Raw genomic sequence first — 25140 nt, 5'->3', positions numbered from 1 at the left:
GGGAATAGGTTATTCTCCGGGAAACACAAACGGATTGATACTGCTGCGCGCGAAACCCTCGCCTTCCATCTTGGCGTCGAGGATAAGCGTGGCCAGATCATCCGCTACCGCTTCGACCTGCGGGTCTTTTTCCTGATACAGAATTTTCAGGTAAGTGCCACAATCACCGCAACTTTCCGCTTTCACCGCTGCATTTTCGCTGTCCAGTGACCAGTAGTTCAAATCACGGGTCTGCTCGCAGTTGCTGCACTTAATCCGCACCACATGCCACTCGCTTTCGCACAAATTACAGTGCAAATAGCGCAAGCCATTGTGGGTGCCGATATGGACCACACTGGAGACCGGAATGCTGCCACACACCGGGCAGAATTGGCGATGCTCGCCATATTCCGCGCGCGCTTTGCCGGGAATTTGGCTGGCCATCTGCGCCCAGTACAGTGAGAGCGCCGCCCAGATAAAGGGCGCTTTTTCGCTGCCAATCTGCGCAAATTCGCGATTTAACAGTGCATCGGCATAGAGTTCAAGCTCATGGACTGACGCCTTCTCCAGATTATCCAGCACCGCCAGAATATGATCTGGCGCATCAGGGCGCAGTTCGGCAATCAGCGCGGAGAGCAGCTTGCGCCAATGTTCGGTGCGCGGAAAAACACTCAAATCCAGCGGCGGCTTACCGCTAGCAGCGGACTGCTCCAGCTCGGCTTTCATGTCCAACACCAGCGGGTGGTCATGCAGCGCCTTTTGCTGCGCCTGCGTAATTTTAGCCGCGAAATCCAGATAATCTGATAGCGGGTTATCCAGCGCCAACTGCTGTAAACGTTCAGTGCGCCGGGTATACAGGCTCTTTAAATTCGCGAAAAGTAACGGCGGGATATTCCCCGCCGTTGTACCTTTTTCGCTTTGTTTTCCCAACTGATCTTTAGGAACAATGCGAATACTCATCAGGGTTTCTCTTCCTGTTTTTTCTGAAGTTGCCGTTTGGCATTGACCTCACGATACCAGCGCGGATGGTGCTTTTTCGCCCATGCCGCTGGCACCCAACCCTCGACCATCGCGGTAATGGTGCCCTTCACCCACAGGGCGGCATAGATATGCACCATAATCACGAGAATAAGCCCTACCGCCGCCAGCGAATGCACCAGCAGTGCCAGACGAATCAGCGGAATGGGGAAAGAGGGCGCAAAGTAAGGCCGCCAAATCACCACGCCGCTGGCCAGCAGCAGAACTAGACTGATAATAGCAGCCCAGAACACGCATTTCTGTCCGAAATTATAGCGTCCAGTATCGCCCACTTCCTCATTCATGGCGATTTTATGGATATTTTTAGCCCACTCCAGATCTTCCTTGTTAATCAGGTTGTGTTTCCAGTAACGGAAAAACATGATCAGGAAGGCGGCGAACATAATCACCCCGGCGAAGGGGTGAAGGATGCGCGCCAGCTGTGGCGTACCAAAAATATTCATCAGCCAGTTAAATGACGGGAAGAAGAACCCCAAACCACTGATCGCCGCCAGCATAAAGCAGAAGGCCACTATCCAGTGGTTGATGCGCTCCGGCGCACTGTAGCGCTGGATCCGTTTCTCTTTTTTCATTTCCGCGTCTCCCCGTCGTCTGAGTGCTCAGCGGTGGTGGCCTCTGGTGCCTTATCGGTGGTTTCGGTAGGGGTGGCATCCGGCTTATCGCCCTCTTCCTCCTCTTCCTCAACCCGATTCGGGCCGACCCCCACGTAGTGGAAGATACTGGCGGCAAAGGTGGCGGCAAAGCCAATCGCCGCCAGCGGTTTCCAGATGCCCTTCCAGAAGGTGATTGTCGGGCTGATAGTCGGGTTGTCCGGCAAGCCATGATAGAGCTGAGGCTTATCCGCATGATGCAGCACATACATCACGTGAGTACCGCCCACGCCCGCTGGGTCATATAACCCGGCGTTATCGAAGCCACGAGTTTTCAGCTCCTCGACGCGGCCAGCCGCCACCTCTTTCATCGCCTCTTTGGTGCCAAAATGAATCGCGCCCGTTGGGCAGGTTTTCACGCAGGCCGGTTCCTGACCCACACCCACACGATCGACGCACAGGGTACATTTGTACACCCGATTGTCATCTTTGTTCATACGCGGCACATCAAACGGGCAACCGGCGATGCAGTAGCCACAACCGATACAGTGTTCTGACTGGAAATCGACGATACCATTCGCATACTGAATGATAGCCCCCTCCGACGGACAAGCCTTCAGGCAGCCCGGATCAGCACAGTGCATACAGCCATCCTTACGGATCAGCCACTCCAGCTTGCCGCTCTCTTCATCTTCAACTTCAGAGAAGCGCATCACCGTCCAGGATTTGGCGGTCAAGTCGGCGGGGTTATCGTACACCCCGACGTTATGGCCCACTTCATCGCGGATGTCGTTCCACTCCGAGCACGCCACCTGACAGGCTTTGCAGCCGATACAGGTGGTGACGTCGATAAGTTTCGCCACCTCTTCCTGATGGTTACGATCCTGTGGCGGCGGCGTAAGGGAGTTGGTGCCGGAGCGCCGGATAATGTCTTGAGTTTGCAGTGACATAGGTTCTCTCCGTTACACCTTTTCCACGTTGACCAAGAACGCCTTAAACTCTGGCGTTTGCGTATTGGCATCACCGACAAACGGCGTCAGTGTGTTAGCCAGGAAGCCTTTTTTCGCGACGCCCTCGAATCCCCAGTGAATCGGGATACCAATAGTGTCCACTTCTTGTCCGTGGACATTCAGTGTGCGAATACGTTTGGTCACCACCGCCTTGGCTTTGATATAGCCTCGGTTGGAGCTGACTTTTACGGTATCTCCCTGCTTGATGCCCTTCTTCGCGGCCAGTTTTTCGCCAATTTCCACAAACTGTTCCGGCTGTGCGATGGCATTAAGCAGCGCATGTTTGGTCCAGTAGTGGAAATGCTCGGTCAGACGATAAGTGGTGCCGACATACGGGAATTGCTCATGAGACCCCATCGCGGCCAAATCGTCTTTAAAGACGCGAGCGGCCGGGTTGGATATCACATTCGGGTGCAGCGGGTTGGTGCCCAACGGCGTTTCGAATGGCTCATAGTGTTCCGGGAATGGCCCTTCCGCCATTTTGTCGATGGCAAACAGGCGGCCCATCCCTTCAGGCTGCATGATAAACGGCCCAACATCACTGCCCGGTGCGGCGGCGCTGTAGTCTGGGATATCAATCCCCGCCCACTTGGCTCCATCCCACTCCAGCAACTGACGTTTCGGATCCCACGGCTTGCCTTGCGGGTCAGCGGAGGCGCGGTTGTACAGAATGCGGCGGTTAAGCGGCCATGCCCACGCCCAGCCCAGCGTATTGCCGAGGCCCGATGGGTCAGCATTATCGCGGCGGGCCATCTGGTTGCCGGTGGGTGTCCAGCTACCGGCAAAGATCCAGCAGCCACTGGCGGTGGTGCCGTCATCACGCAGGTGCGCGAAGGTGCTGAGCTGCTCGCCTTTTTTGACCAGCACTTTGCCATCGGCATCCGTGATATCCGCCAGCGCACGACCATTACTCTCCTGCGCCACCTCTTCTGGCTCTGGATTGTCTGGCGTCAGGTAATCCCAGGTCATATTGAGCACCTGTTCTGGCACCGCGCCCCCTTCCCGGCGGTACTGCTCACGCAGACGCATAAAGATGCCCGCCAGAATCGCGCCATCATTCAGCGCTTGTCCCGGTGCATCAGCGCCTTTCCAGTGCCATTGCAGCCAGCGGCTGGAGTTAACGATCGAGCCGTTCTCTTCAGCAAAGCAGCTAGACGGTAAGCGGAACACTTCTGTTTGAATTTTCGATGGATCGACATCGTTAAATTCACCGTGGTTTTGCCAGAAGTTCGCGGTTTCCGTATTGAGCGGATCAATAGTGACCAAGAATTTCAGTTTCGACAGTGAGGCGACCACTTTGTTTTTATTCGGGAACGACGCCAGCGGGTTAAAGCCTTGGCAGATATAGCCATTCACTTTGCCCTGCGACATCATCTCGAAATACTGCAAGACGTCGTAGCCTTTATCCCACTTCGGCAACCAGTCATAGCCCCAGCCGTTCTCCTTCTGGGCTTTATCACCGTAGAAACTTTTCATCAAACTGACGAAGAATTTCGGGTAATTGCTCCAGTAGTTCACTTGGCCCGGCAGCAGCGTTTTTGGCGTGTTGGCCTTCAGATAGGTCTCAATATCCGGCTGCTTTTCTGATGGCAGATTCAGGTAACCCGGTAAGCTCTGTGACAGCAAGCCAAGGTCGGTTAATCCCTGAATATTGGAGTGACCGCGCAAGGCGTTAATACCGCCGCCCGCCATCCCCATGTTACCCAGTAGCAACTGAATCATCGCCATGGTGCGGATGTTCTGTGCGCCAACCGAGTGCTGTGTCCAGCCCAAGGCATACAGGAATGTGGCGGTTTTATCGGACACGCTGGTTTCGGCGAGATATTCGCAAACCTGCAAGAAATCTTCTTTTGGCGTGCCGCAAATGTTGGATACCACATCAGGCGTATAGCGGCTGACGTGCTCTTTCAGCAGGTTCCACACGCAGCGCGGATCTTGCAGGGTGACGTCCCGTTTGGCAAAGCCGTTCTCGTCCAACTGATAGTTCCAGCTAGTTTTGTCGTATTTGCGGTTTTCGGCGTCATAACCACTGAACAAACCGTCTTCGAAGGCAAAGTCTTCCCGCACCAGCAAGCTGGCGTTGGTGTACGCTTCGACGTACTCACGGTTAATTTTTTCGTTGGTCATCAGGTACAACAAGACGCCAGACAGGAACGCAATATCCGTACCGGAGCGGATTGGCGTGTAGAAATCAGCCACCGAAGCCGTACGAGTAAAGCGCGGGTCTATCACCAGCAGCTTGGCATTGTTGTGGATCTTGGCTTCCATCGCCCAGCGGAACCCCACCGGATGCGCTTCTGCCGCATTACCGCCCATGACGATAATCAAATTCGCGTTCTTAATGTCAACCCAGTGGTTGGTCATCGCACCGCGACCAAATGTTGGAGCAAGACTTGCTACCGTTGGTCCGTGTCAGACACGTGCTTGGTTGTCTACGGCAAGCATGCCGAGAGCGCGACTAAATTTCTGGGTCAAATAACCCGTTTCGTTGCTGGATGCGGAAGCACACAGCATACCGGTGCTCAGCCAACGGTTGACGGTCACGCCCGCGTCGTTGGTCTTAATAAAGTTCGCATCCCGGTCCTCTTTCATCAGCTTGGCAATGCGATCAAAAGCATCATCCCAAGTGATTCGCTGCCATTTGTCTGAACCTGGCGCGCGGTATTCAGGGTATTTCAGCCGACTTTCGCTGTGGATGAAATCCACTAGCCCAGCCCCTTTAGGGCAAAGTGCGCCACGGTTGACCGGATGGTCCGGGTCCCCTTCGATATGGAAAATGCTCTCTTTGGCGTTTTTCGCGCCGTCGCCGAGGCTATACATCAAAAGCCCGCAACCGACAGAGCAGTATGTACAGGTATTCCGCGTTTCACGGGCACGCAGCAATTTGTAATTGCGCGTCTCCGCAAGCGCCACTGACGGCGCAAAGCCGAGTGCCGCGACCGTGGTTCCCGCCATACCGCCAGCGCAGATCTTAAAGAACTGCCTTCTGCTGACCTGCATGGGTCTCTCCTTACATTGTCACATTGTTTTACCCGTCATACTTCGAGCCACATGTGCGTTGGCTGCGCTCACTCACCCGAATCACTTACCGCTGTAAGCTCATCGGGATTCATTCGCTTGCCGCCTTCCTGCAACTCGAATTATTTTGGGTATGAAATTTAAAATTCAGTTCGCGCTTCCCACAACAAAACGGGAGGCGCTAAAATCGCTTACGCGATATCACGCTTTACCGTGTGGGATACATTTCTGAAATAACGATATGTAGCCACACTATTCTTAATGTGAATGTTACCACATTGTGATTATGGGTTATAACTTTCGGGACCGCATAGTGAGCCAGATCAAACCTTCAGGAAATGACCTCTCCACCGAAATCTGCGGTGCCAAGCAACTTAGCGTGCTACAGCGCCATCAAATGACAGCACCACAATGGGATTGGCTGGCGGAAGAAGTGCCGGTAGCACTGGTCTACAACGGCATCTCCCATGTGGTGATGATGGCGACGCCGAAGGATTTGGAGGCCTTCGCACTGGGATTTTCGCTGTCGGAAGGCATTATTAGCGCCCCGCAAGAGATCTATGCCATTGAGGTCACCCCCAACTGCAACGGCATCGAAGTGAATATTGAGTTATCGAGCCGCCGATTTGCCGGGTTGAAAGAGCGCCGTCGGGCGATGGCAGGCCGCACGGGGTGTGGTGTCTGCGGCATCGAGCAACTGGAGGATATCTTCCGCCCCATCACCCCGCTGCCGTTCACGCAAACCTTTAATCTGGCTCAGTTGGACCGCGCCCTAGCGCAACTCAAACAGGTACAAACCGTGGGTCAGTTGACGGGGTGTACCCATGCCGCCGCGTGGATCAATCCACAGGGTGAATTATTGGGCGGCTGCGAAGATGTTGGCCGCCATGTGGCGCTGGATAAGTTGCTGGGAATTCGGGCCAAACAGCCGTGGCAGCAAGGCGCGGTGCTGGTCTCTAGCCGCGCCAGCTATGAGATGGTGCAGAAAACCGCCATGTGCGGCGCAGAAATTTTATTTGCTGTTTCTGCTGCCACAACCTTAGCGGTTGAAGTCGCCGAGCGCTGCAATTTGACCTTGGTCGGCTTCAGTAAACCCGGTAGAGCCACGGTGTATACTCATCCACAGCGGATTCGTGAGTAGAAAGACCACATAATTAGCAAGGCATTGATAATCATTTTCAATATCATTTAATTAACTATAATGATCCGAACGCTTACGCGGTGCTTACTTTTTTTGTGCCGCCCTACACTATGGAGACGATGATTATGAGTTACTCACTGCCATCCCTGCCTTATGCTTATGACGCTTTAGAACCTCACTTCGATAAGCAGACGATGGAAATCCATCACACCAAACACCACCAAACCTATGTTAACAATGCAAACACGGTGTTGGAGAGCTTTCCTGAGCTGACTAAACTGAGTGTTGAAGAGCTGATCCAAGATCTGGACAAAGTTCCTGCTGAAAAACGCACCTTTATGCGTAACAATGCGGGCGGCCACGCTAACCACAGCCTGTTCTGGAAGGGTCTGAAACTGGGCACCACCCTGACGGGTGATCTGAAAGCTGCTATCGAGCGCGACTTCAAAACGGTTGATGATTTCAAAGCCACATTTGAAGCTGCGGCAGCCACCCGTTTCGGTTCTGGCTGGGCTTGGCTGGTACTGAAAGCTGACGGCAAATTGGCGGTGGTGTCTACTGCTAACCAAGATAACCCGTTGATGGGTGAAGCCGTTGCTGGTGCATCAGGCTTCCCAATTATGGGCCTGGATGTGTGGGAACACGCTTACTACCTGAAATTCCAAAACCGTCGCCCAGACTACATCAAAGCATTCTGGAACGTGGTTAACTGGGACGAAGCAGCCGCGCGTTTCGCTCAAGCTAAGTAGTTAGCCAAAACCGCGCACATGCCTTAAAACGCATGTCTACGGGACTCAATCGATGCCAGCAAGGTTCTCTTTGCTGGCATTTTTTATTGCTATTTTCTGACATTTTTATTGCTAAAGTTTAGCCAAATCCTGCCGATAGATTGTACAAGAAGGTGACTGGCATTCATGGACGAAATCTATGAATGTAGCTGTTATTACGTTTGGGAAAAGCACTCTTGCCAAGGCCTCCCCGCGTCCAGCCCTCATTCCTCTAATAATTAGACCTACCCCACTCACCTACGCTGATTGATTTGCATCAGAGACACCGCATAACGGAGATAACATGGCAGGATTTAGCAAAATTTTGGGTCATTTTGATAATGTGAAAGTCGGTAAAAAGCTGGGATTAAGTTTTTTCCTGATGTTGCTGTTGGTTGGGATCATCGCTGGGACCACCGCTTACCATTTCTCCGTCATCGAAGAGCATGCTTACAAAGTCGATCTGAGCTACAAAATTAACGATGAAGCCAATCAGGCAAAATACAATCGTGCGCTATATGAGCGCACCTATGATTTGCAATACATCAAAGAAAACTCGCAACACATCAACAATATCAAAAACCTGCTGACCCAGAGCGAGACTCTTAGCTGGTCGGAAAGTAACCGCAAAACCATCGGGGCCATCGCCGATGTGGTAGAAGAGTACCTGCAACAGCAGAGTAATTTTGTTAATGCCGTGGCACATAAAGACGATGTGCGCAAAAGCTGGAATATCTCCGAAACACAGAAGAATCTCAACGAGTTACAACAAAGTTTGCTCAATGAGGGCGCGGACACCAACACTCAAATTCTACTCGCAGAGATGAATCAGAAGCTCATGACCGTGCGCTATAACGCCCGGGGCTTGTTGCTGGATCGCAATCAGGAGGCCGAATCCTCCCTGATTACCTCCATCAATATCGCTAATAGCGCGGCAAATGCCTTTATGCCGGTGTTATCGCCAGATCAACAAAGACTGTTGGCACCGGTTATCACCAGTCTAGGCACCTATAAAGACAACGTGCTGGCCTATTTACCGGCTTATCAGCAAGAGCTGGAAGTGGGTAAAGTGATGGAAACCAGCGCCAATGAACTGAACAAACTGGCAACCCACCTGTTCACCCAAGAGCTGCAAGGCACCCACGACGAAATCAATAATGCGCAATTGCAGTTAGCCATTGCCGCTGTTGCCGCCCTGCTGTTGGGTTTGCTGATTTCATGGCGCATGACTCGCCAAATTACCGTGCCATTACGTGCCACACTGGCGATGGCCGAGCGCATCGCCACCGGTGATTTAACGGCAGCGGCCACCTCCGATCGTACCGATGAGTTAGGCTTGCTGATGAATGCCGTGGCGCGGATGAATGAGAACCTGCGCGCCATGATTGATGAAATCCGCATTGGTGTCAGTCAGGTCTCCCATGCCTCCGGCGAGATTGCGGCGGGCAATACCGATTTGTCCTCCCGTACTGAGGAACAAGCGGCGGCCGTAGAAGAGACTGCCGCCAGTATGGAGCAGTTGAATGCCACGGTGAAACAGAATGCCGACAATGCTCACCACGCGAATCAACTGGCGACAGAGGCATCACAAACCGCGCAACAGGGTGGCAAGCTGGTGAGCGATGTGGTGCGCACCATGAATGATATCTCCGGCAGCTCTAAACGGATTTCTGAAATCACCTCTGTGATTAACAGCATCGCCTTCCAGACCAATATTCTAGCGCTGAATGCCGCCGTTGAAGCCGCTCGCGCAGGTGAGCAAGGCCGTGGCTTTGCGGTAGTCGCCAGCGAAGTGCGCAATCTGGCACAGCGCAGTGCGCAAGCCGCGAAAGAGATTGAGGGGCTGATTGGCGAGTCTGTCTCCCAAGTGAATGCCGGAACCTCACTGGTGCAAAATGCTGGGCAGACGATGGAGGAGATCGTCCGGTCAGTGACCCATGTGCGCGATATTATGGCGGAGATCGCCTCAGCATCGGATGAGCAAAGCCGGGGTATCACGCAAGTCAGTCAGGCGATTGCCGAAATGGACAGCACCACACAACAAAATGCCGCCTTGGTGGAGGAGTCTGCCGCCGCTGCGGATTCACTGGCGGAGCAAGCTATCTTACTGGCGCAAGCGGTCGCGGTGTTCCGACTCTCGGAAGCAGAGACGCAACCGGTTCAGCATCAGCCTGCTGCGACCAGCGCATCAACACCACGGTCAACCCCCAAAGCCAATCAGGCGACTCAGCAAGATAACTGGGAAACCTTCTGATCACTCACTGAACCTTCTGGTCATTCGCTAAACCTTGGAACCCTGCCATCAGGCAGGGTATTCTGGCTCTCCCTTCCAAACGCAGACAAGGAGAGCAGATGAAGTATCCACAGGTTTACATCGGTAAAATCGAGCCTTATGACGGCAGTTCCCCCAGCGCCATTGGTAAACGTCAGGTCGAGGGTGGGATTATGCTCACCTCACTGGGATTGGAGGGGGATGAGCAAGCCGAAAAGCGTTTTCACGGCGGCCCGGATCGCGCGTTATGTCACTACCCACGGGAGCATTATGCTTACTGGACGCAGCAATTTCCTGAGCAGGCCGAACTCTTCTCGCCACCAGCCTACGGCGAAAATATCTCAACCCTCGGCATGACCGAACAGAATGTCTACATGGGGGATATTTACCGCTGGGGCGAGGCCACTATTCAGGTCACCCAACCCCGTTCCCCTTGCTACAAACTCAACTTCCATTTTGCTATCGAGGATATGTCGGTGCTGATGCAGCAAGTTGGTTACTGCGGCTGGCTGTATCGCGTGATCTCACCCGGCAAAGTCAGCGAAAGTCATCCGCTGGAACTTCTGGCGCGCCCCAGTGATATTTCCGTCGCCGAGGCCATTGGTATCGCGTGGCACATGCCGTTCGACGAAGAGCAGTATCGCCGCTTGCTGGCGGTTTCCGGGCTATCCGCCAGTTGGAGCAAAACCATGCTGACGCGCATGACCGAAGGGAAGATCGAGGATTTTAATCGCCGCTTGCTGGGGAAGAGTTAGCTGACACCATTGATGATAATGATGCCAAAAAGTAGATCCTAGTAGGGCGATTGAGGCCAATGCCAAGGATGGCAATCTAGACTAAAAGACTAGAATCACTCACCAGAGGATGACAATTAGTACTCCGAATATATTTTACCTGCCGAATACATTTACCTTATGGATAAAGATCAGTTAGCCCAATCTTCTATCCGCAACTTTTTAACTCTTTCAAACTCTCTTACATTATTAGTCACTAATATCGCGCCTGTGGAAATAGCATGTCCGGCTATTGCAGCATCATTCCCACCTATTGGAGTACCTTGCTTTGCAAGATCTATTTTAATATTTGTTGTAGCATCAATAGCAGCAACATCCCACGGAAAAATAGCATCTAGTCGTTTCACAAACTCATCAACTAGATAGGTATGTTTTGGTGAGGCTTTCTTACCAATCGCGCCAAAACGCATTTCTGAATATGTAATGGCTGAAACAACTATCTTATTCTGATGCTCAATACATTGTTGTAATTTTATAATTATTTCAGCTGGGCGTTCCCGCATAATAAAAGAACAAATATTTGTATCAAGCATATATATTTTTTTGATCATAACTCGAAGCGTCCCTCTTCGATAATATCTTGTCTTTCGGCAAGAAAATCATCATCTGCTTTATCTTCATCCATAAATGACACCCACGTTGGTCGTATCGGGCGTAAGATTATATTATCACCTTCTTTAATTATTTCTAGTTCTGTGGCCCCTTCAAAATCCATATCTTTGGGTAAACGAATGGCCCGATTCTGCCCATTTTTAAAAATAGATACAGTTCTCATATTTTCTCTCCTGATAGTAGTGCTATCAAAAACACTAACATATGCTTAGCATATGTCAAGGGGATGAAATAGGTTTCTGGGGCTGCATCGGGACTCACACCGAACTCTTTGACTGATAAAACCCATAAAAAAACCGGGCGGTGGCTATGCCTCCTACCCGGATTTATTTGGTACGGTAAATCGATTCGGCGAGGTAATTAGAAAGCTTTTTTAGCGTAGCCAGTCACTTCTTTCAGACCCATTTCGCGGCCTAATGCCGTCATTGGGTGGACGACGATAATACCGCGCACCGCTTTCTTCAAGGTGCCCATATCCGCCTGCTCTTTCTTGGTAATCGCACGGCTGAAGGGCAGTTGCGCCAGTTTCTGGGCTTCGACGCTCAGGTTTTTAACCCGCACTTCTTTCAAGCGCTGAATTTCAGCCGCCAATTTCTCTTTTTCTTTCATATGCTGCGCGATTAAATCCACATTGCCCTGCTGGATAACGCTAGGATCTTTGTGGTTCATCGCATCCAGCAAATCGCTTAGACGTTTGATTTCTGCATGTTCTTTCATAGTATTGGCCCGTACATGCCACTGATGGGCACGATATTTCGCTAAAGTTGGAGATAGGATAGCACTGATTTGTGCATCGATAGAGATAGTGTATCAGGATGCTGGCCTTTCGGCAGCAACCTCCTCTACCGGCTGCCACTGCATTCCCGCAGGTAGGCCACTGATTTCACATGCCACCGCCCCCAACCGCTCCAATGCCCCGGTATAGCGGCTATTGAATGGATAACAACATGAGAGGCGAAAGGCGTTGCGATAGCGGCCGCTCGGCGAATAAAGCGTCCCTGGCGTCAGGCAAATCTGTTCTTGCAGCATTTGATGGAACAGCGCGACAGTATCAACTGTCTCTGGGAATTCAACCCAGAATACAAACCCTCCCGCCGGTTGGGTCACTTTGGTGCCCTGTGGGAAGTTGCGGGTAATCAGTTGCTGGGCTTGCTGTACCTGCTGAGCATAGCGGCGGCGCAAGCTACGCAGGTGATGATCATAACCACCGGACTCCAAGAACAGCGCTAGTGTTTCCGACAACAGCGCCGATTCTGCCATCGACGAGACCGCTTTTAGCTTGTGCAAGGCTTCAGCGAAGCGCCCACCATCAATCCAGCCGACACGGAAATCCGGTGCCAACGTTTTGGTAAAACTGGAGCAAAACAGCACCCAGCCGTCGCGATCAAAGGCTTTGACCGCCGGGGATAAGGTCGAGCCAAATTGAATTTCGGCATATAAACCATCTTCAATCAAGGGCACTCGGTGATGGTTCATTAGCTGCGCCAACCGCTTTTTCGCCGCCAGCGGCATGGTATAGCCCAATGGATTTTGCACCGTGGGCATGGCGATCAGGGCATTCAACCGCCCCTCTTTCAGCAGCAACTCCAGCACATCCAATGATAATCCCTGCTGCGGATCAGTGGGAATCTCTACCGCTTTCAAGCCGAGACTCGCCAGCAGCGGCATCAGATAGAAATAGGTGGGCGACTCCAGCCCGACACAATCCCCCGGCCGTGTCGTCACTCGCAACGCCAGTTGCAGCGCCTCCATACAGCCGTGGGTGATGGTAATCTCCGCCGGATTGGCCAGCATTCCCAATGTCATGGCGCGGCGGGCAATTTGCTGGCGCAGGCGCTGGCTGCCGGGTGGCAAAGCATATTGGCTGATCAGTTGCGGCTGGCGGCGCAGGAGTGAGGCCATAATGCGCCCCAATTTAGCACTCGGATAAAAATCGCCCGTCTGCGGGCAGGCCAGCGAGATATTGGTAAAACTGGGATTTTGTTGCGCGGCAAATACCGTATCAATTAAGTCCAGCACCTCATCGACTGGCTTACCCACTGTGGCCGTCGGCACCACAGCCGTTGACGGGCTACAGACGTAGAACCCCGACTGCGGACGCGCCTCAATCAGGCCGCGATCTTCCAGTGTGCGATACGCCGCCACCACCGTATTGATGCTCACCTGATGACTTTGGGCATAGCCACGCACCGAGGGCAGGCGGCTCCCCGCCAGCAAACTGCCGTTCTTAATGGCTTGCGCTAAATTATCTGCCACCTGTAAGTAGCGAATTTCATTCATAACAAGGGACATGGTGACAGTTCTCCGCAGGATCAATGGGTACAGTTTAGGTACACTCAAACTGTACCCGTAACAATAGATAACTTCTGCTTCTGACGCCATCACGGATTGCTGTTTATGCTGAATCTCTTGGCTACACGCTTTTTGAAAAATAAGAAAATCGGGGTTCATACTATGTTAGACAGCGCTTTTATCAGTTACGTCACCGTCATGTCGATCACGCCCGGCCCGAACAACCTGCTGCTGGCCGCGTCTGGCGTTAATTTTGGCTTGCGCCGCACCTTCCCAATGATGCTGGGGATTACTTTTGGCTGTGCATTGCAATGTGCGCTAATGACCACACTACTGGCATTGATCCTCAGTTGGGTGGGAGTGATTCGCCTGCCGCTGGTGACACTGGGTTGCGGCTATCTATTGTGGTTGTCGTGGAAGATTTACCATGCCGGTAGCCCCAACTCACGGGATGGCGAGCAGCCGATGGGGTTTATTCAGGGAGCGCTGTTTCAGGCCATCAATCCGAAAGCATGGTTGATGGCTATGAATGTCGCCATCTTATTCACCCCACGGGAAGGCGCGACACTCAGCCACACCTTGCTGATTGTCAGCGGTTTTGCGCTATTGAATCTGCCTTGTGTCGCCGTCTGGGCAGTGATGGGCGATCAACTTCGCCATGCATTGCGAGTGAATTGGAAGTTGCGGTTATTCAATGGCGTGATGGGTGGCTTGATGGCAATCACAGCACTGTGGCTGTTGGTGGATGAGTGGCTTAGCGTGTTGCGCTAATTCAGACGTGGCCGAGGGGCGAAAGCTTGGAAACTTGTTTCAGGCTGATGCGGGAGAGCAGTTCAGTGATCGACAGCACCATGGTTGAGCGCACCATTTGCTGATACCGCTGGCGTTGCATGGCAATTAATGAGGCGTCTGCTTCGTCGGGGCGCAAAAAAGTGGGGACGGGAGGCAGCTCCGCGACACAATGTAACTCACCAAATGGCCCGAGGATTTCGTCGTCAGTAAAACGATACTCGGTGCCATCGTGGTTCAGCTCTTCACGGAGTGCCATCAATAGCTCGGCATCTTCGTATTCATGACGCGTAATCACACCCAAGGCGTAAACCAGCTTTAACCGCACCGATAACTCACCCAGCGGCCCATCCCCGACCAGCAATGGCTCCACGGCATATTTCACCGCATAGTCATCTTTACGAAAAACCTGCACCACGAGAATATTCAGTGCTTCTGCCAAGAGCTCGACAGCGGCCATCAAGAAACTCCGAACCGTCTTTCCGGCGTTCAGATGTTCCAGTACCCGATTCTCAAATGCCTGTGTTTTTTCAATCATCGCTTGTCACTGGGGTGGTGGGTGAATACTTGAATGCCTAATCATTGGCCTGATAATAATACCAGACCAATGAGTGATATCAGGCCAATACTGAGAATCAGTGCGCCAGCTTATCCTGCATGGCGTTATACACATTCACCGCCTGTTCGACAACCTCGCTATCCGCAGGCAACTCTGAAATTTGCGCTAACGCAGCTTTCGGCCCTAATTTCGCCAGTAATTCAACCAGTTCCTGTGCTTGCGGATCTTGCTCACTGCGGTAGCTCATGGCAGCGGCGATGCCGGTCACCAGATTATCGTGGGGCAAGTGATACTCCAGCGTTCCCAGCAGCGGTTTGATCAAACGATCGCCCGCACTCAGTTTACGCAGCGGCTGACGGCCAACGCGCTCAACATCGTCATGCAGGTAAGGGTTTTCAAAACGGGAGAGAATTTTGTTGATATAAGCGGCATGTTTTTGTGGATCAAACGCATAGCGCTTAATCAGCACTGCACCGCTCTCTTCCATCGCGCCTTTCACTGTCTGGCGCACAGCAGGATCCAGAATCGCATCACGGATGGTCTGGTGACCGGCAAGCTGGCCCAAATAGGCGGTAATGGCGTGACCGGTGTTGAGGGTGAAGAGTTTGCGTTCCACAAACGCCATCAGATTGTCAGTCAACTCCATACCGGCTATTTCTGGCGGCGGCCCTTTAAATTGGGTGCTATCAACAATCCACTCGCTAAAGGTCTCGACCGTCACCGCCAGAATATCGGTACTGCCCGCTTCGGATGGCGGCACAATGCGGTCAACCGCAGAATCGACGAAACCGACATGTTGCTCCACCCACGCCTGCTCACTTTCCGGCAAAACGGCAAAAACATGCTGTTTTAGCTGGCTGGTGCCACGCACCATATTCTCGCAGGCAATAATATTAAGCGGGCGGGTGTTACCTTGTTGATGGCGGGCAATCAAGCCCTGCGCCACCGTCCCGGCGATGCGGGCCAGAATTTGCGGACCAACGGCGGTGGTGACAATATCAGCTTGCGCAATCAGTGCCACCACGTCTGGGCTACCACTGTTGACCGCGCTGACATTGTTGACCTCTTCGACTCGTGCTTGTTCGCCCACCACGTTGACCTGATAACTTTTGCGCTTATTCAGCTCATCCAGCAGCGGCTGGTTAACATCCGCGAAGGTCAGTTGTGCGCCAGCATCCGCCAGCAGTTTGCCAATAAAGCCTCGGCCAATGTTACCTGCGCCAAAATGTAATGCTTTCATATTTATTTACCTTTAACTGTTTTGCTGTAAAAGGGCCGTTTGCTCCCAACGGCCCTATTCAGGTTACGGCGGTTATCCGACACCGCCGGATAACACTTAGCGCCATTCAGTTATGATTTTTTGCCACCGAGCAGATCCAAGACTTCTTGCACGCTGGTGGTTTTGCTTAAGCGCTCAATCACTGAGTCATCATCCAGCGCGTTTGTCAGGCTGGTAATCACTTGAATGTGCTCGTTATTACGCGCCGCGATACCAATCACCAAGCGGGCTACTTCATCCTCTTCATCACCAAAACGCACACCGTCAGGGTATTGGCAGAACACCACACCCGTTTTTAGCACGCGGTCTTTGGCTTCAATCGTCCCGTGAGGTACGGCGATAGATTCGCCCAGATAGGTGGAGGTCAGTTTTTCACGTTCCAACATCGCCTCAACATACTCTGGCTCGACATAACCGCCTTTTACCAACTGCTCACCCGCAAAGCGGATCGCTTGCTCTTTGGCCGTAGCATGTTGATTGAGGAAGATATTCTCTGCACCCAGCTTGAACAGGTTAGCTTCCCAAGCCTCGAAGCTATCATCCAGTGTTTCAATCACTTTCTGTGTGGTTGCCAAGCTCGCACTTGCCTCAACCAAACGTGTCGTCAGATTGGTATACAACTGGCTGTCGAGGAAGTTAGTCAGCGAGATATGCTGCGCCTGCGGTGCATGGCGCATCGCCCGCTCAGTCAAATCCCGGTGCGTGATCACCAGATCGACATCATCCGGCAGGTTGTTGATCGCGCAGTTAGTCACGGAGATGTGTTTCAGACCCGCGTCCTGCACTTTTTTACGCAATACACCGGCACCCATCGCACTGGAACCCATACCGGCATCACAGGCCACGATGATTTTACGCACGGTGCTTAAGTCGCCCGCCGCAGCAGCGGCATTCGCGGCTTGTGCACCTTTAGACTGCGCTTTCATGTCTTGCATACGACGAGTGGCGTCTTCCAGTGTGTCCTCTTCGTCGTCTTTCACTTTCGAGGTTTTCAGCAGGATAGCGGAGACCACGAAGGAGACCGCAAAGGCCGCAGCCACCGCAGCAATGTTGGCAAAGTAAGCACCTTTAGGTGTCATCGCCAATACCGCCAGAATAGAGCCAGGAGAAGCGGGTGATACCAGACCGCCGTTCAGCAGAGTCAGGGTAAACACGCCAGTCATACCGCCCAGAATCACCGCCAGCAATAAGCGTGGGTTCATCAGAACGTATGGGAAATAGATTTCGTGAATACCACCAAAGAAGTGGATGATCGCCGCGCCGCCAGCAGATTGCTTGGCGTTGCCTCGGCCGAAGAACATATAAGCCATCAACACACCCATACCTGGGCCTGGGTTCGCTTCGATCAGGAAGAAGATAGACTTACCCGTTTCCGTCGCCTGCTGGATACCCAGAGGTGAGAAGATACCGTGGTTAATCGCGTTATTCAGGAACAGGATTTTGGCCGGTTCGACGAAGACAGAGGTTAATGGCAGCAGGTTGTTCTGCACCATGATATGCACGCCAGCAGCCAATGCTTTAGACAGCACTTCTACCAGTGGGCCAATCGCCATGAAGGCCAGAAGCGCCAACAGCATACCGATGATACCGGCTGAGAAGTTGTTAACCAACATCTCAAAGCCGCTTTTGATCTTGCCTTCAACCCAGCGGTCAAAGTGTTTGATTGACCAGCCGCCCAGTGGGCCGACGATCATCGCGCCGAGGAACATTGGCATATCCGCACCAACGATAACCCCCATGGTGGTAATCGCACCCACCACACCACCACGATCGCCCCCCACCAAACGGCCACCGGTAAAACCGATCAGCAGTGGTAACAGGTAGGTGATCATCGGGCCGACCAGTTTGGCTAAAGTTTCATTGGGCAGCCAGCCGGTAGGAATGAACAGTGCGGTGATAATACCCCAGGCGATAAATGCGCCGATGTTGGGCATAACCATATTACTGAGGAATCGGCCAAAATTTTGAATTCTGACCTTTGCGTCCGGTGAAAACATAAAACACCCCTATTGGTACGCGCTAACAATAAGAGCGCGATATAATTGTTTTGTTGAGGCAGTTCTGCAAAACCCGCCGATGCTATCGGATACAAACACGCTGTATGCAAAACAAACTCTAGCACGCTCCTTTACCTACGCGTAGCTCGTGGGATTCATGTGATCAATATCACACTTACACCCCCATAACGGGGGGCTATTTGTTGACACTGATCACACTACTGAGCTGTAAGAAAGTCACGGCGGATAATTTTTAAGCTAAAAATGCGATAAATAGTGATATTCATCACATTTTGCGTGGGTGGATTTGTTTTGAAAATGTGATGTTAATCACAAGTTATTTTTGTTCGCAGAGAAGATATGTGACATTCACCTGCCCAATAACTTCCATGCGGGGGAGGTGCGTGGGGAGTGTGTAATAAAGCAACAGCGACAAATGGGGAAACTTCACATCAAAAATATCATCGGGTAACATCATAAAATACATGTTACCCAATAGTGGCTCAGTCACTTGATGAATTATAGTTTGCACGTTTCTTAGCTAAATAATTCACCGACTTGTAACTCAGTGGTCTCAAACAGAACCATTGCATTTTTTGACGATATTTCTGAGAAATTTTTAATCGTGTTAATCTTTAGCGTTTTTTTATTTTCCCGGTAATAATCTCCAGAAAGCTCCACCTCCCCATCTTTAGTATAACGCTTGATATCGGCAGGCACATTACCCCCAAATACAGTCACTGGAACCACGGCAGCTATAGGCTTTGAAATAGTTATCTTTTTAAAATCATGTTCAATATCCCTTTCTCTAGCTTGATTTTCTCTTTCTTTTAACTCAACTTTAATTTTATGTTCTTTTAGTTTTAATTTAATTTCCATTATGTAAGGGGAGTATGAGTTTTTCACCAAATAATTCTTTATGCTTGATATCGTGTCTTTGAAAGAAAATGATGGATTTTTTTCTAAATTTTCTCGAGCAGAATGAGATTGAGATGTAAAAAGCGAGCTTATATTTCTTTGGGTATGACATTTGATTACCGACATAATAACTAACACCTTTTTTTGATAAAAAAGAATTATATTTAAGCTTATTAGTCATTACTTTCATTAATCGATAAATGTACAGAAAGTGCCTAAAATACAGCTCCCTAGCCCTGCTTACTGCAAAAAAAAGCGATGGAGCCTATCTGGCATACTGCTCTGTCATCAAAATGATAACTGCCAGGCTCTCACCGCTACCGAACTCAGCTACATCCGCAATGATGTAGGACAAGCTGTTACTGCTATCCAAAAACACAAAATCAAATCACTGCATCACACTCATCACACTCTTCTGTGCCGCCATCATCGCCGGATACTTGGCGACCAAATTAGCCATCATGGTGTTATACAAGGCGGCTTGCTGTGGTGTCTGGAACTGAATGCCACCATTATTAAAGGTGACCTGCGCCCCCTGCTGTTGCAGGAAATCGCCAACTTGGGCCAAGTCTTGCACAAAAGCAGAGACCACCGGAATGGCTGGGATCAACACATTGGTGGGCTGAGTCACAATGTTCTCAAAGGCTTTATTGAATACCGCCTTCAAATCATCAGGCTGTTTCAACGCGGCAACAGCACTATCGGCCTGTGTTTTGGCGGTGCGAATCTGCTGTACTAACAGATTCAAAGCCCCCGCAGACTGCTGTAGTGCATCGCGCTTATTCAAATAATCCTGCGCCACACGAATCTCATTGATTTGGGCGATAGCCGGCGTCAAGCTGGCATCCACAGATTTAGTGAGTTGCTGCGAAAAAGTGACTAGAATCGCGTAATCGCTGACATAAGGGCCAAATTTCTGCTTTTGATCTTCACTCAGTGTCGGCAGCTTCATCCCGCTACGCATTACCGTGTTTTGCAGATAATCAATAAACGCCTTACGTTGTTCAGGCTCTTTATCCCCGCAGGCAGTCAGTTGAAACACCACCAACAGTGCCAAAAATGGCGCTAACCAACGCGAATATCGGGTCGTATTCAATGCAAAAGTCATGTGAAACTACTCCTATGTAAGAATATACCCAAAATAATTCGAGTTGCAGGAAGGCGGCAAGTGAGGTCATCCCGATGAGTTGACACCAGGTCAATGATTCGGGTTATCGAACGCAGCCAACGCACATGCAGCTTGAAGTATGACGGGTATAGCCTAAGGGGAGCGATATACGCTCCCCTGTGACGAGCCAAGTACAAGATTTACTGCAACAACGAAATATCAGCAACCTGCAAGAACAGCTCGCGTAATTTGCTGAGCAGTGTCAGTCGGTTAACGCGAACCGCATCGTCTTCCGCCATCACCATCACGCTGTCGAAGAACTCATCGACGGTTTCCCGCAATGCGGCCAGTTCAACCAGCGCTTCCTGATATTGACCCGCGGCAAAGACCGGTTCCAGCTTATCGCGCAAGACCACTAAATGAGTAGCCAGTTTCAGCTCTGCCGGCTCTTTGAGCACCGAAGCATGAACATGGTCATTCAGGGTATCTGTCGATTTCGCCAGAATATTCGACACACGTTTGTTCGCGGCGGCCAGTGTCGCGGCAGCATCGAGTGTGCGGAAATAGGTTACCGCTTTCACCCGGGCATCAAAATCAGCCGGGCGGGTTGGACGGCGCGCCAACACCGCCTGAATGGTATCAACGCTATGACCTTCATCCTGATACCAAGCGCGGAAGCGACCCAGCATGAACTCAATCACTTCATCGACCACTTTGGTGTTGGTCAGTTTACTGCCGTACAGACGCACAGCCTCTTCAGTCAGAGTTTGCAGGTCCAGCGGCAAGTTTTTCTCGACGATAATCCGCAGCACACCTAAGGCCGCACGGCGCAGCGCGAATGGGTCTTTATCGCCTTTCGGGTGTTGACCGATACCGAAGATACCCGCCAGCGTGTCCATTTTATCGGCAATCGCCAGCGCACAGGCCACCGGATTAGACGGTAAATCATCGCCCGCAAAACGGGGTTGGTATTGCTCATTCAGCGCGACCGCAACATCTTCCGCTTCACCGTCGTGACGGGCATAGTGCATCCCCATCACACCTTGAGTGTCGGTGAATTCGAAGACCATGTTGGTCATCAGGTCACACTTGGAGAGCAAACCCGCGCGTGTGGCATGGTTAACGTCCGCACCAATTTGTGCGGCAACCCAACCTGCCAACGCCTGAATACGATCGGTTTTATCGCGCAGGGTGCCCAGTTGCTGTTGGAACAGCACGCTTTCCAGACGCGGTAAGTTATCTTCCAGACGTTTTTTGCGATCGGTATTAAAGAAGAACTCGGCATCGGCCAGACGTGGGCGCACCACTTTCTCGTTACCGGAAATAATCTGCTGAGGATCTTTAGATTCGATGTTGGTGACGAAAATGAAGTTTGGCAGCAAGTGACCGGCGGTGTCGTAAACCGGGAAATATTTCTGGTCGCCTTTCATGGTGTACACCAGCGCTTCCGCAGGGACAGCCAAGAATTTCTCTTCGAATTTGGCGGTCAATACCACCGGCCACTCGACCAGTGACGCCACCTCTTCCAGCAAGCTTTCACTCAGATCAGCAACACCGCCCATCTTCTGGGCCGCCAATTCTGCATCACGCTTGATGATAGTTTTACGCAATTCATAATCGGCGATCACTTTGCCGCGCTCCAACAGGAGTTGCGGGTATTGGTCAGCATTATCAAGAGCGAACTCCGCTTCACCCATAAAGCGGTGACCCCGGATAATACGGTCTGAATCGATGCCCAATACGGTGCCAGAGATTAATTCGCTACCTAACAGCATGGTTACAGTATGAACCGGGCGAACGAATTGAGTTTCTTTATCACCCCAACGCATCAGTTTAGGGATCGGCAACTTACTCAGTGCGGCATTAACCATCCCCGCCAGCAGCAGTTGTGCAGATTCCCCTTTGACATGAGCGCGATACAGCAACCATTCGCCTTTATCTGTCACCAAGCGCTCGGCCTGATCGACGGTAATCCCACAACCGCGCGCCCAGCCTTCAGCCGCTTTGCTTGGTTTACCTTCAGCATCAAATGCTTGCGCGATCGCCGGGCCGCGTTTTTCGACTTCGCGATCCGCCTGAGCGGCACTTAAATGAGCGACTTTTACCGCTAAACGGCGCGGCGCGGCATACCAAACCACTTCGCCATGAGGCAAGTTGGCGTTATCTAGTTCAGCAGTAAAGTTGGCAGCAAAAGATTCGGCCAGAGAACGAAGAGCCTTCGGCGGCAGCTCTTCCGTGCCGATTTCCACCAGGAAAGTCTGTTGAGTCATGACAGCCTCTTAGTTCTGATTCTTTTTGCACATAGGGAAGCCCAATGCCTCGCGGGAGGCGTAATACGCCTCGGCGACAGCTTTGGTCAATGTGCGGATACGCAGGATATAACGCTGGCGCTCAGTCACTGAGATGGCTTTACGGGCGTCCAGCAAGTTAAACGTGTGGCCCGCTTTCAGGATGCGTTCGTAAGCGGGCAGCGGCAGCGGGGTTTCCAGCGCCAGTAACGATTTAGCTTCTTTCTCATACTGCTCAAAGCAGGAGAACAGGAAGTCCACGTCGGCATATTCGAAGTTATAGGTGGATTGCTCCACTTCATTCTGATGGTAAATATCGCCGTAAGTGGTTTTGCCCAGCGGGCCGTCGCACCAAATCAGGTCATAAACGCTGTCTACGCCCTGAATGTACATCGCCAAACGCTCCAGACCATAGGTGATTTCACCCGTGACCGGTTTACATTCCAAACCGCCGACTTGCTGGAAGTAAGTGAACTGCGTCACTTCCATCCCATTGAGCCACACTTCCCAGCCCAGACCCCAAGCCCCCAGAGTCGGGTTCTCCCAGTTGTCTTCGACAAAGCGAATATCGTGAATCAACGGGTCCAGACCCAGCTCTTTCAGCGAGCCTAAGTACAGCTCCTGAATGTTGTCTGGTGAAGGCTTAATGATCACCTGAAACTGGTAATAGTGTTGCAAGCGGTTCGGGTTCTCACCGTAGCGACCATCAGTCGGACGGCGTGAAGGTTGTACATAAGCGGCAGCGATTGGCTCAGGGCCAAGTGCACGCAGGCAGGTCATTGGGTGGGAAGTACCCGCGCCGACTTCCATGTCCAGTGGTTGAACAATGGTGCAGCCTTGGCGCGCCCAATAGTCCTGTAAGGTCAGGATCAGGCCCTGAAAGGTCTTGGTATCAAACTTTTGCATGTTGGATTCGCACGCGATACAAGTGGATAAAAGAGAATGAAACAGTATACCCGTTGACCGTAAGATATACAGCCAGAATCCGGTAACACGTGCGAATTGACGTGAAAAATAGCCTCAGTTATTCAGTGAATCCATCATTAAATGGGATTTTTTCACCATTTAATGGGCGGCGGAGATAAAAACTGTAACTGAACCGCCTGAGTGGGTATCACATCCATTACTCTTTCAGCATTCATATAGACAGGCCCAGGATCGCAGAGAGTCGAGCCGGGGTCCTGATCACAATTCTCACCTTTGATATCGTGATAATACGTAGGGATCTGAGCCAAGCTGGGACGGACACTCGCAAAGAAAATGACCGAAGCCATCAGAGCAACAACAGGAATTAGTTTTAAATATTTAACATTCATGAAATAACCTCATTATAATGCTAATTAATTAAGATAAAATGAAATAAAACACCAATTGCAGTTCAATTATTGTACAGATTGATTTCTCGTCAAGAAATGTACGGTATATACCCGAAAATAATTTGGGTAACAGAGAGGCGGCCAACCCACATGTCACTTAGGGTATGACGGACGTCAACATAGATAGGGCATCGATAGGTTGCATATCATCCATTGAACGGCGACTATCACTGCCAAATTAAGTGCTGGAAGGGAGTATTAATATGGATCAACAACGCTGCGGTTGGGTCTCGACGGATCCGCTCTATCTCGCCTATCACGATACCGAATGGGGTATCCCGCGCACTGATAGCCAGTCACTGTTTGAGATGCTTTGTCTGGAGGGCCAGCAAGCAGGGCTATCGTGGATAACGGTACTGAAAAAACGTGAGCGCTACCGCCACTGCTTCTATCATTTTGATCCCGTTCGAGTGGCAAAAATGGGGCCAGACGATATCGAAATACTGATGCAAGACAGCGGTATTATTCGCCATCGGGGTAAAATTCAGGCCATTATCACCAATGCTCAAGCCTATCTGGCGATGGAAGCCAACGGCGAGGATTTTTCGCGCTTTATCTGGGATTTTGTGGATGGCGAGCCAAAAGTGAATCATTGGTGGTGTCTGGCAGAGTGCCCCGCCACCACACCCACTGCCGAGGCAATGTCAAAAGCGCTGAAAAAACGCGGCTTTAAGTTTATCGGTGCCACCATTTGCTATGCCTTTATGCAGGCAAGTGGTCTGGTGAACGATCATCTGGCAAGCTGCTTCTGCCACCCAGATAACACAGTGAAATGATTAGAGATTATCAACCTTCTGATCTTGATGCCCTGATGCAATTGTGGCTACCCAGCACCATTGCTGCACACCCTTTTGTTGCGGAGCAATACTGGCACGAGAGCGCCCCGTTGGTGCGGAATACCTACCTTCCAGCGGCAAAAACTTGGGTCTATTGTTTACCGGAAGCCCCCCCAGAAACCCTCTGCGAGAGCCGCCCCATCGTTGGGTTTATCAGTATCTTGGAAGCGCAACTGGTGGGCGCACTCTTTGTCGCCCAGCCTTACCACGGTCATGGCGTGGGTCAGGCATTGATGAATCATGCCCAACAACACTACTCCGCGTTAACACTGGAGGTTTATCAACAAAATCGCCGCGCCTACCGTTTTTATCGTAAACAAGGTTTTAGTGTTACCGAGAAAACCTATAATGCCGAAACCAAAGCCACTATTCTGACCCTACATTGGCAACGGCCATTTAATTAATTTATCATTTTATTCCCTCCTATCATCTGACAAATTTTAATAACGATTTGGATTAACTATCGTATTAATCTGT

General features: G+C 51.3%; 23 protein-coding genes. 7 read left to right on the top strand and 16 right to left on the bottom strand.

Annotation, left to right across the window (positions count from 1 at the left end):
- Positions 1-9 precede the first annotated feature (9 nt).
- The 4 genes from fdhE to fdnG are packed head-to-tail and all read right to left on the bottom strand — an operon-like array spanning position 10 to position 5617.
- On the bottom strand, positions 10-939 hold the full coding sequence (fdhE, locus tag HRD69_RS05860) for a formate dehydrogenase accessory protein FdhE (protein WP_004876162.1): 930 nt from the start codon (positions 937-939) through the stop codon (positions 10-12).
- Positions 939-1589 carry a formate dehydrogenase cytochrome b556 subunit gene (gene fdoI / locus HRD69_RS05855; RefSeq protein WP_032815066.1) on the bottom strand — a complete coding sequence of 217 codons (651 nt, stop codon included), beginning with the start codon at positions 1587-1589 and terminating at the stop codon, positions 939-941. Before fdoI ends, fdhE begins: the two co-directional genes overlap by 1 nt.
- Entirely contained in the window at positions 1586-2557 is a 972-nt protein-coding gene (gene fdxH, locus HRD69_RS05850; RefSeq protein WP_004876163.1) for a formate dehydrogenase subunit beta, read from the bottom strand. Before fdxH ends, fdoI begins: the two co-directional genes overlap by 4 nt.
- Positions 2558-2569: 12 nt before the next feature.
- Positions 2570-5617: a formate dehydrogenase-N subunit alpha gene (gene fdnG, locus HRD69_RS05845; RefSeq protein WP_086020015.1), complete on the bottom strand. Its 3048-nt coding sequence runs from the start codon at positions 5615-5617 to the stop codon at positions 2570-2572.
- A gap of 304 nt (positions 5618-5921) precedes the next feature.
- On the opposite strand from fdnG, the gene fdhD reads away from it, so the two are divergent.
- The 4 genes from fdhD to yiiM all read left to right on the top strand — a co-directional run bounded on the left by fdhD (position 5922) and on the right by yiiM (position 10570).
- Entirely contained in the window at positions 5922-6776 is an 855-nt protein-coding gene (gene fdhD / locus HRD69_RS05840) for a formate dehydrogenase accessory sulfurtransferase FdhD (protein WP_032815068.1), read from the top strand.
- A 125-nt stretch (positions 6777-6901) separates the two neighbouring features.
- On the top strand, positions 6902-7525 hold the full coding sequence (sodA, locus tag HRD69_RS05835; RefSeq protein WP_032815070.1) for a superoxide dismutase [Mn]: 624 nt from the start codon (positions 6902-6904) through the stop codon (positions 7523-7525).
- A 322-nt stretch (positions 7526-7847) separates the two neighbouring features.
- A complete protein-coding gene (locus HRD69_RS05830) occupies positions 7848-9797 on the top strand; it encodes a methyl-accepting chemotaxis protein (protein ID WP_004876168.1) in 1950 nt (649 codons plus the stop codon).
- A 98-nt stretch (positions 9798-9895) separates the two neighbouring features.
- Complete coding sequence (gene yiiM, locus HRD69_RS05825) at positions 9896-10570, top strand: 6-hydroxyaminopurine reductase (RefSeq protein ID WP_004876169.1); 675 nt, start codon at positions 9896-9898, stop codon at positions 10568-10570.
- A 170-nt stretch (positions 10571-10740) separates the two neighbouring features.
- Here the strand turns inward: yiiM and HRD69_RS05820 are convergent, their stop codons facing one another.
- The 4 genes from HRD69_RS05820 to HRD69_RS05805 form a co-directional block, all read right to left on the bottom strand.
- The gene (locus HRD69_RS05820) at positions 10741-11160 is read right to left on the bottom strand and encodes a type II toxin-antitoxin system VapC family toxin (protein ID WP_072099547.1); all 420 of its coding nucleotides are present in this window, start codon (positions 11158-11160) and stop codon (positions 10741-10743) included.
- Positions 11157-11384, bottom strand: coding sequence for a type II toxin-antitoxin system VapB family antitoxin (gene vapB, locus HRD69_RS05815; RefSeq protein WP_004876171.1), 228 nt, complete (start codon positions 11382-11384; stop codon positions 11157-11159). Before vapB ends, HRD69_RS05820 begins: the two co-directional genes overlap by 4 nt.
- A gap of 197 nt (positions 11385-11581) precedes the next feature.
- Entirely contained in the window at positions 11582-11938 is a 357-nt protein-coding gene (locus tag HRD69_RS05810) for a YibL family ribosome-associated protein (protein ID WP_004876172.1), read from the bottom strand.
- A gap of 93 nt (positions 11939-12031) precedes the next feature.
- Positions 12032-13513 (bottom strand): aminotransferase-like domain-containing protein, encoded by a 1482-nt coding sequence (locus tag HRD69_RS05805; RefSeq protein ID WP_032815071.1) that lies wholly within the window; start codon positions 13511-13513, stop codon positions 12032-12034.
- 162 nt (positions 13514-13675) lie between these two features.
- On the opposite strand from HRD69_RS05805, the gene HRD69_RS05800 reads away from it, so the two are divergent.
- A complete protein-coding gene (locus HRD69_RS05800; protein WP_032815081.1) occupies positions 13676-14284 on the top strand; it encodes a LysE family translocator in 609 nt (202 codons plus the stop codon).
- 1 nt (position 14285) lies between these two features.
- Here HRD69_RS05800 and HRD69_RS05795 read toward each other — a convergent pair whose 3' ends face one another.
- The 8 genes from HRD69_RS05795 to HRD69_RS05760 all read right to left on the bottom strand — a co-directional run bounded on the left by HRD69_RS05795 (position 14286) and on the right by HRD69_RS05760 (position 23767).
- Positions 14286-14840 (bottom strand): MltR family transcriptional regulator, encoded by a 555-nt coding sequence (locus HRD69_RS05795; RefSeq protein ID WP_004876175.1) that lies wholly within the window; start codon positions 14838-14840, stop codon positions 14286-14288.
- A gap of 97 nt (positions 14841-14937) precedes the next feature.
- Positions 14938-16101, bottom strand: a complete 1164-nt coding sequence (locus HRD69_RS05790) for a mannitol-1-phosphate 5-dehydrogenase (RefSeq protein ID WP_004876176.1) — start codon at positions 16099-16101, stop codon at positions 14938-14940.
- A 110-nt stretch (positions 16102-16211) separates the two neighbouring features.
- Positions 16212-18137, bottom strand: coding sequence for a PTS mannitol transporter subunit IICBA (locus tag HRD69_RS05785; protein ID WP_032815072.1), 1926 nt, complete (start codon positions 18135-18137; stop codon positions 16212-16214).
- A gap of 537 nt (positions 18138-18674) precedes the next feature.
- Entirely contained in the window at positions 18675-19181 is a 507-nt protein-coding gene (locus HRD69_RS05780) for a hypothetical protein (RefSeq protein ID WP_152412106.1), read from the bottom strand.
- Between the two features lie 262 nt (positions 19182-19443).
- On the bottom strand, positions 19444-20163 hold the full coding sequence (locus HRD69_RS05775) for a DUF3053 domain-containing protein (RefSeq protein ID WP_004876181.1): 720 nt from the start codon (positions 20161-20163) through the stop codon (positions 19444-19446).
- A gap of 200 nt (positions 20164-20363) precedes the next feature.
- On the bottom strand, positions 20364-22433 hold the full coding sequence (gene glyS, locus HRD69_RS05770; protein ID WP_032815074.1) for a glycine--tRNA ligase subunit beta: 2070 nt from the start codon (positions 22431-22433) through the stop codon (positions 20364-20366).
- A gap of 9 nt (positions 22434-22442) precedes the next feature.
- Positions 22443-23357: a glycine--tRNA ligase subunit alpha gene (gene glyQ, locus HRD69_RS05765; protein ID WP_004876183.1), complete on the bottom strand. Its 915-nt coding sequence runs from the start codon at positions 23355-23357 to the stop codon at positions 22443-22445.
- Between the two features lie 152 nt (positions 23358-23509).
- The gene (locus HRD69_RS05760) at positions 23510-23767 is read right to left on the bottom strand and encodes a hypothetical protein (protein WP_032815075.1); all 258 of its coding nucleotides are present in this window, start codon (positions 23765-23767) and stop codon (positions 23510-23512) included.
- A 263-nt stretch (positions 23768-24030) separates the two neighbouring features.
- On the opposite strand from HRD69_RS05760, the gene HRD69_RS05755 reads away from it, so the two are divergent.
- Together HRD69_RS05755 and HRD69_RS05750 are read left to right on the top strand one after the other, a co-directional pair.
- Positions 24031-24603 (top strand): DNA-3-methyladenine glycosylase I, encoded by a 573-nt coding sequence (locus HRD69_RS05755; RefSeq protein ID WP_032815077.1) that lies wholly within the window; start codon positions 24031-24033, stop codon positions 24601-24603.
- On the top strand, positions 24600-25067 hold the full coding sequence (locus tag HRD69_RS05750; protein ID WP_032815078.1) for an N-acetyltransferase: 468 nt from the start codon (positions 24600-24602) through the stop codon (positions 25065-25067). The genes HRD69_RS05755 and HRD69_RS05750 overlap by 4 nt, the downstream gene beginning before the upstream one ends.
- Positions 25068-25140: the final 73 nt, after the last annotated feature.

It is taken from the genome of Yersinia mollaretii ATCC 43969 (assembly GCF_013282725.1).
In the GTDB taxonomy this organism is placed as follows: Bacteria; Pseudomonadota; Gammaproteobacteria; order Enterobacterales; family Enterobacteriaceae; genus Yersinia; species Yersinia mollaretii.
The sequence above is the reverse complement of the archived record's forward strand: the minus strand, read 5'-3'. Positions and strand labels throughout refer to the sequence as shown.

Coding starts and splice junctions, on each gene's coding strand:
- sodA (WP_032815070.1), top strand. CDS start 6,902: ATGAGTTACTCACTGCCATCCCTGCCTTATGCTTATGACGCTTTAGAA.
- fdhE (WP_004876162.1), bottom strand. CDS start 939: ATGAGTATTCGCATTGTTCCTAAAGATCAGTTGGGAAAACAAAGCGAA.
- HRD69_RS05755 (WP_032815077.1), top strand. CDS start 24,031: ATGGATCAACAACGCTGCGGTTGGGTCTCGACGGATCCGCTCTATCTC.
- fdxH (WP_004876163.1), bottom strand. CDS start 2,557: ATGTCACTGCAAACTCAAGACATTATCCGGCGCTCCGGCACCAACTCC.
- vapB (WP_004876171.1), bottom strand. CDS start 11,384: ATGAGAACTGTATCTATTTTTAAAAATGGGCAGAATCGGGCCATTCGT.
- HRD69_RS05805 (WP_032815071.1), bottom strand. CDS start 13,513: ATGTCCCTTGTTATGAATGAAATTCGCTACTTACAGGTGGCAGATAAT.
- yiiM (WP_004876169.1), top strand. CDS start 9,896: ATGAAGTATCCACAGGTTTACATCGGTAAAATCGAGCCTTATGACGGC.
- fdoI (WP_032815066.1), bottom strand. CDS start 1,589: ATGAAAAAAGAGAAACGGATCCAGCGCTACAGTGCGCCGGAGCGCATC.
- HRD69_RS05830 (WP_004876168.1), top strand. CDS start 7,848: ATGGCAGGATTTAGCAAAATTTTGGGTCATTTTGATAATGTGAAAGTC.
- fdhD (WP_032815068.1), top strand. CDS start 5,922: ATGGGTTATAACTTTCGGGACCGCATAGTGAGCCAGATCAAACCTTCA.
- HRD69_RS05775 (WP_004876181.1), bottom strand. CDS start 20,163: ATGACTTTTGCATTGAATACGACCCGATATTCGCGTTGGTTAGCGCCA.
- HRD69_RS05785 (WP_032815072.1), bottom strand. CDS start 18,137: ATGTTTTCACCGGACGCAAAGGTCAGAATTCAAAATTTTGGCCGATTC.
- glyS (WP_032815074.1), bottom strand. CDS start 22,433: ATGACTCAACAGACTTTCCTGGTGGAAATCGGCACGGAAGAGCTGCCG.
- HRD69_RS05820 (WP_072099547.1), bottom strand. CDS start 11,160: ATGATCAAAAAAATATATATGCTTGATACAAATATTTGTTCTTTTATT.
- HRD69_RS05810 (WP_004876172.1), bottom strand. CDS start 11,938: ATGAAAGAACATGCAGAAATCAAACGTCTAAGCGATTTGCTGGATGCG.
- HRD69_RS05760 (WP_032815075.1), bottom strand. CDS start 23,767: ATGAATGTTAAATATTTAAAACTAATTCCTGTTGTTGCTCTGATGGCT.
- glyQ (WP_004876183.1), bottom strand. CDS start 23,357: ATGCAAAAGTTTGATACCAAGACCTTTCAGGGCCTGATCCTGACCTTA.
- HRD69_RS05790 (WP_004876176.1), bottom strand. CDS start 16,101: ATGAAAGCATTACATTTTGGCGCAGGTAACATTGGCCGAGGCTTTATT.
- HRD69_RS05795 (WP_004876175.1), bottom strand. CDS start 14,840: ATGATTGAAAAAACACAGGCATTTGAGAATCGGGTACTGGAACATCTG.
- HRD69_RS05780 (WP_152412106.1), bottom strand. CDS start 19,181: ATGTCGGTAATCAAATGTCATACCCAAAGAAATATAAGCTCGCTTTTT.
- HRD69_RS05750 (WP_032815078.1), top strand. CDS start 24,600: ATGATTAGAGATTATCAACCTTCTGATCTTGATGCCCTGATGCAATTG.
- HRD69_RS05800 (WP_032815081.1), top strand. CDS start 13,676: ATGTTAGACAGCGCTTTTATCAGTTACGTCACCGTCATGTCGATCACG.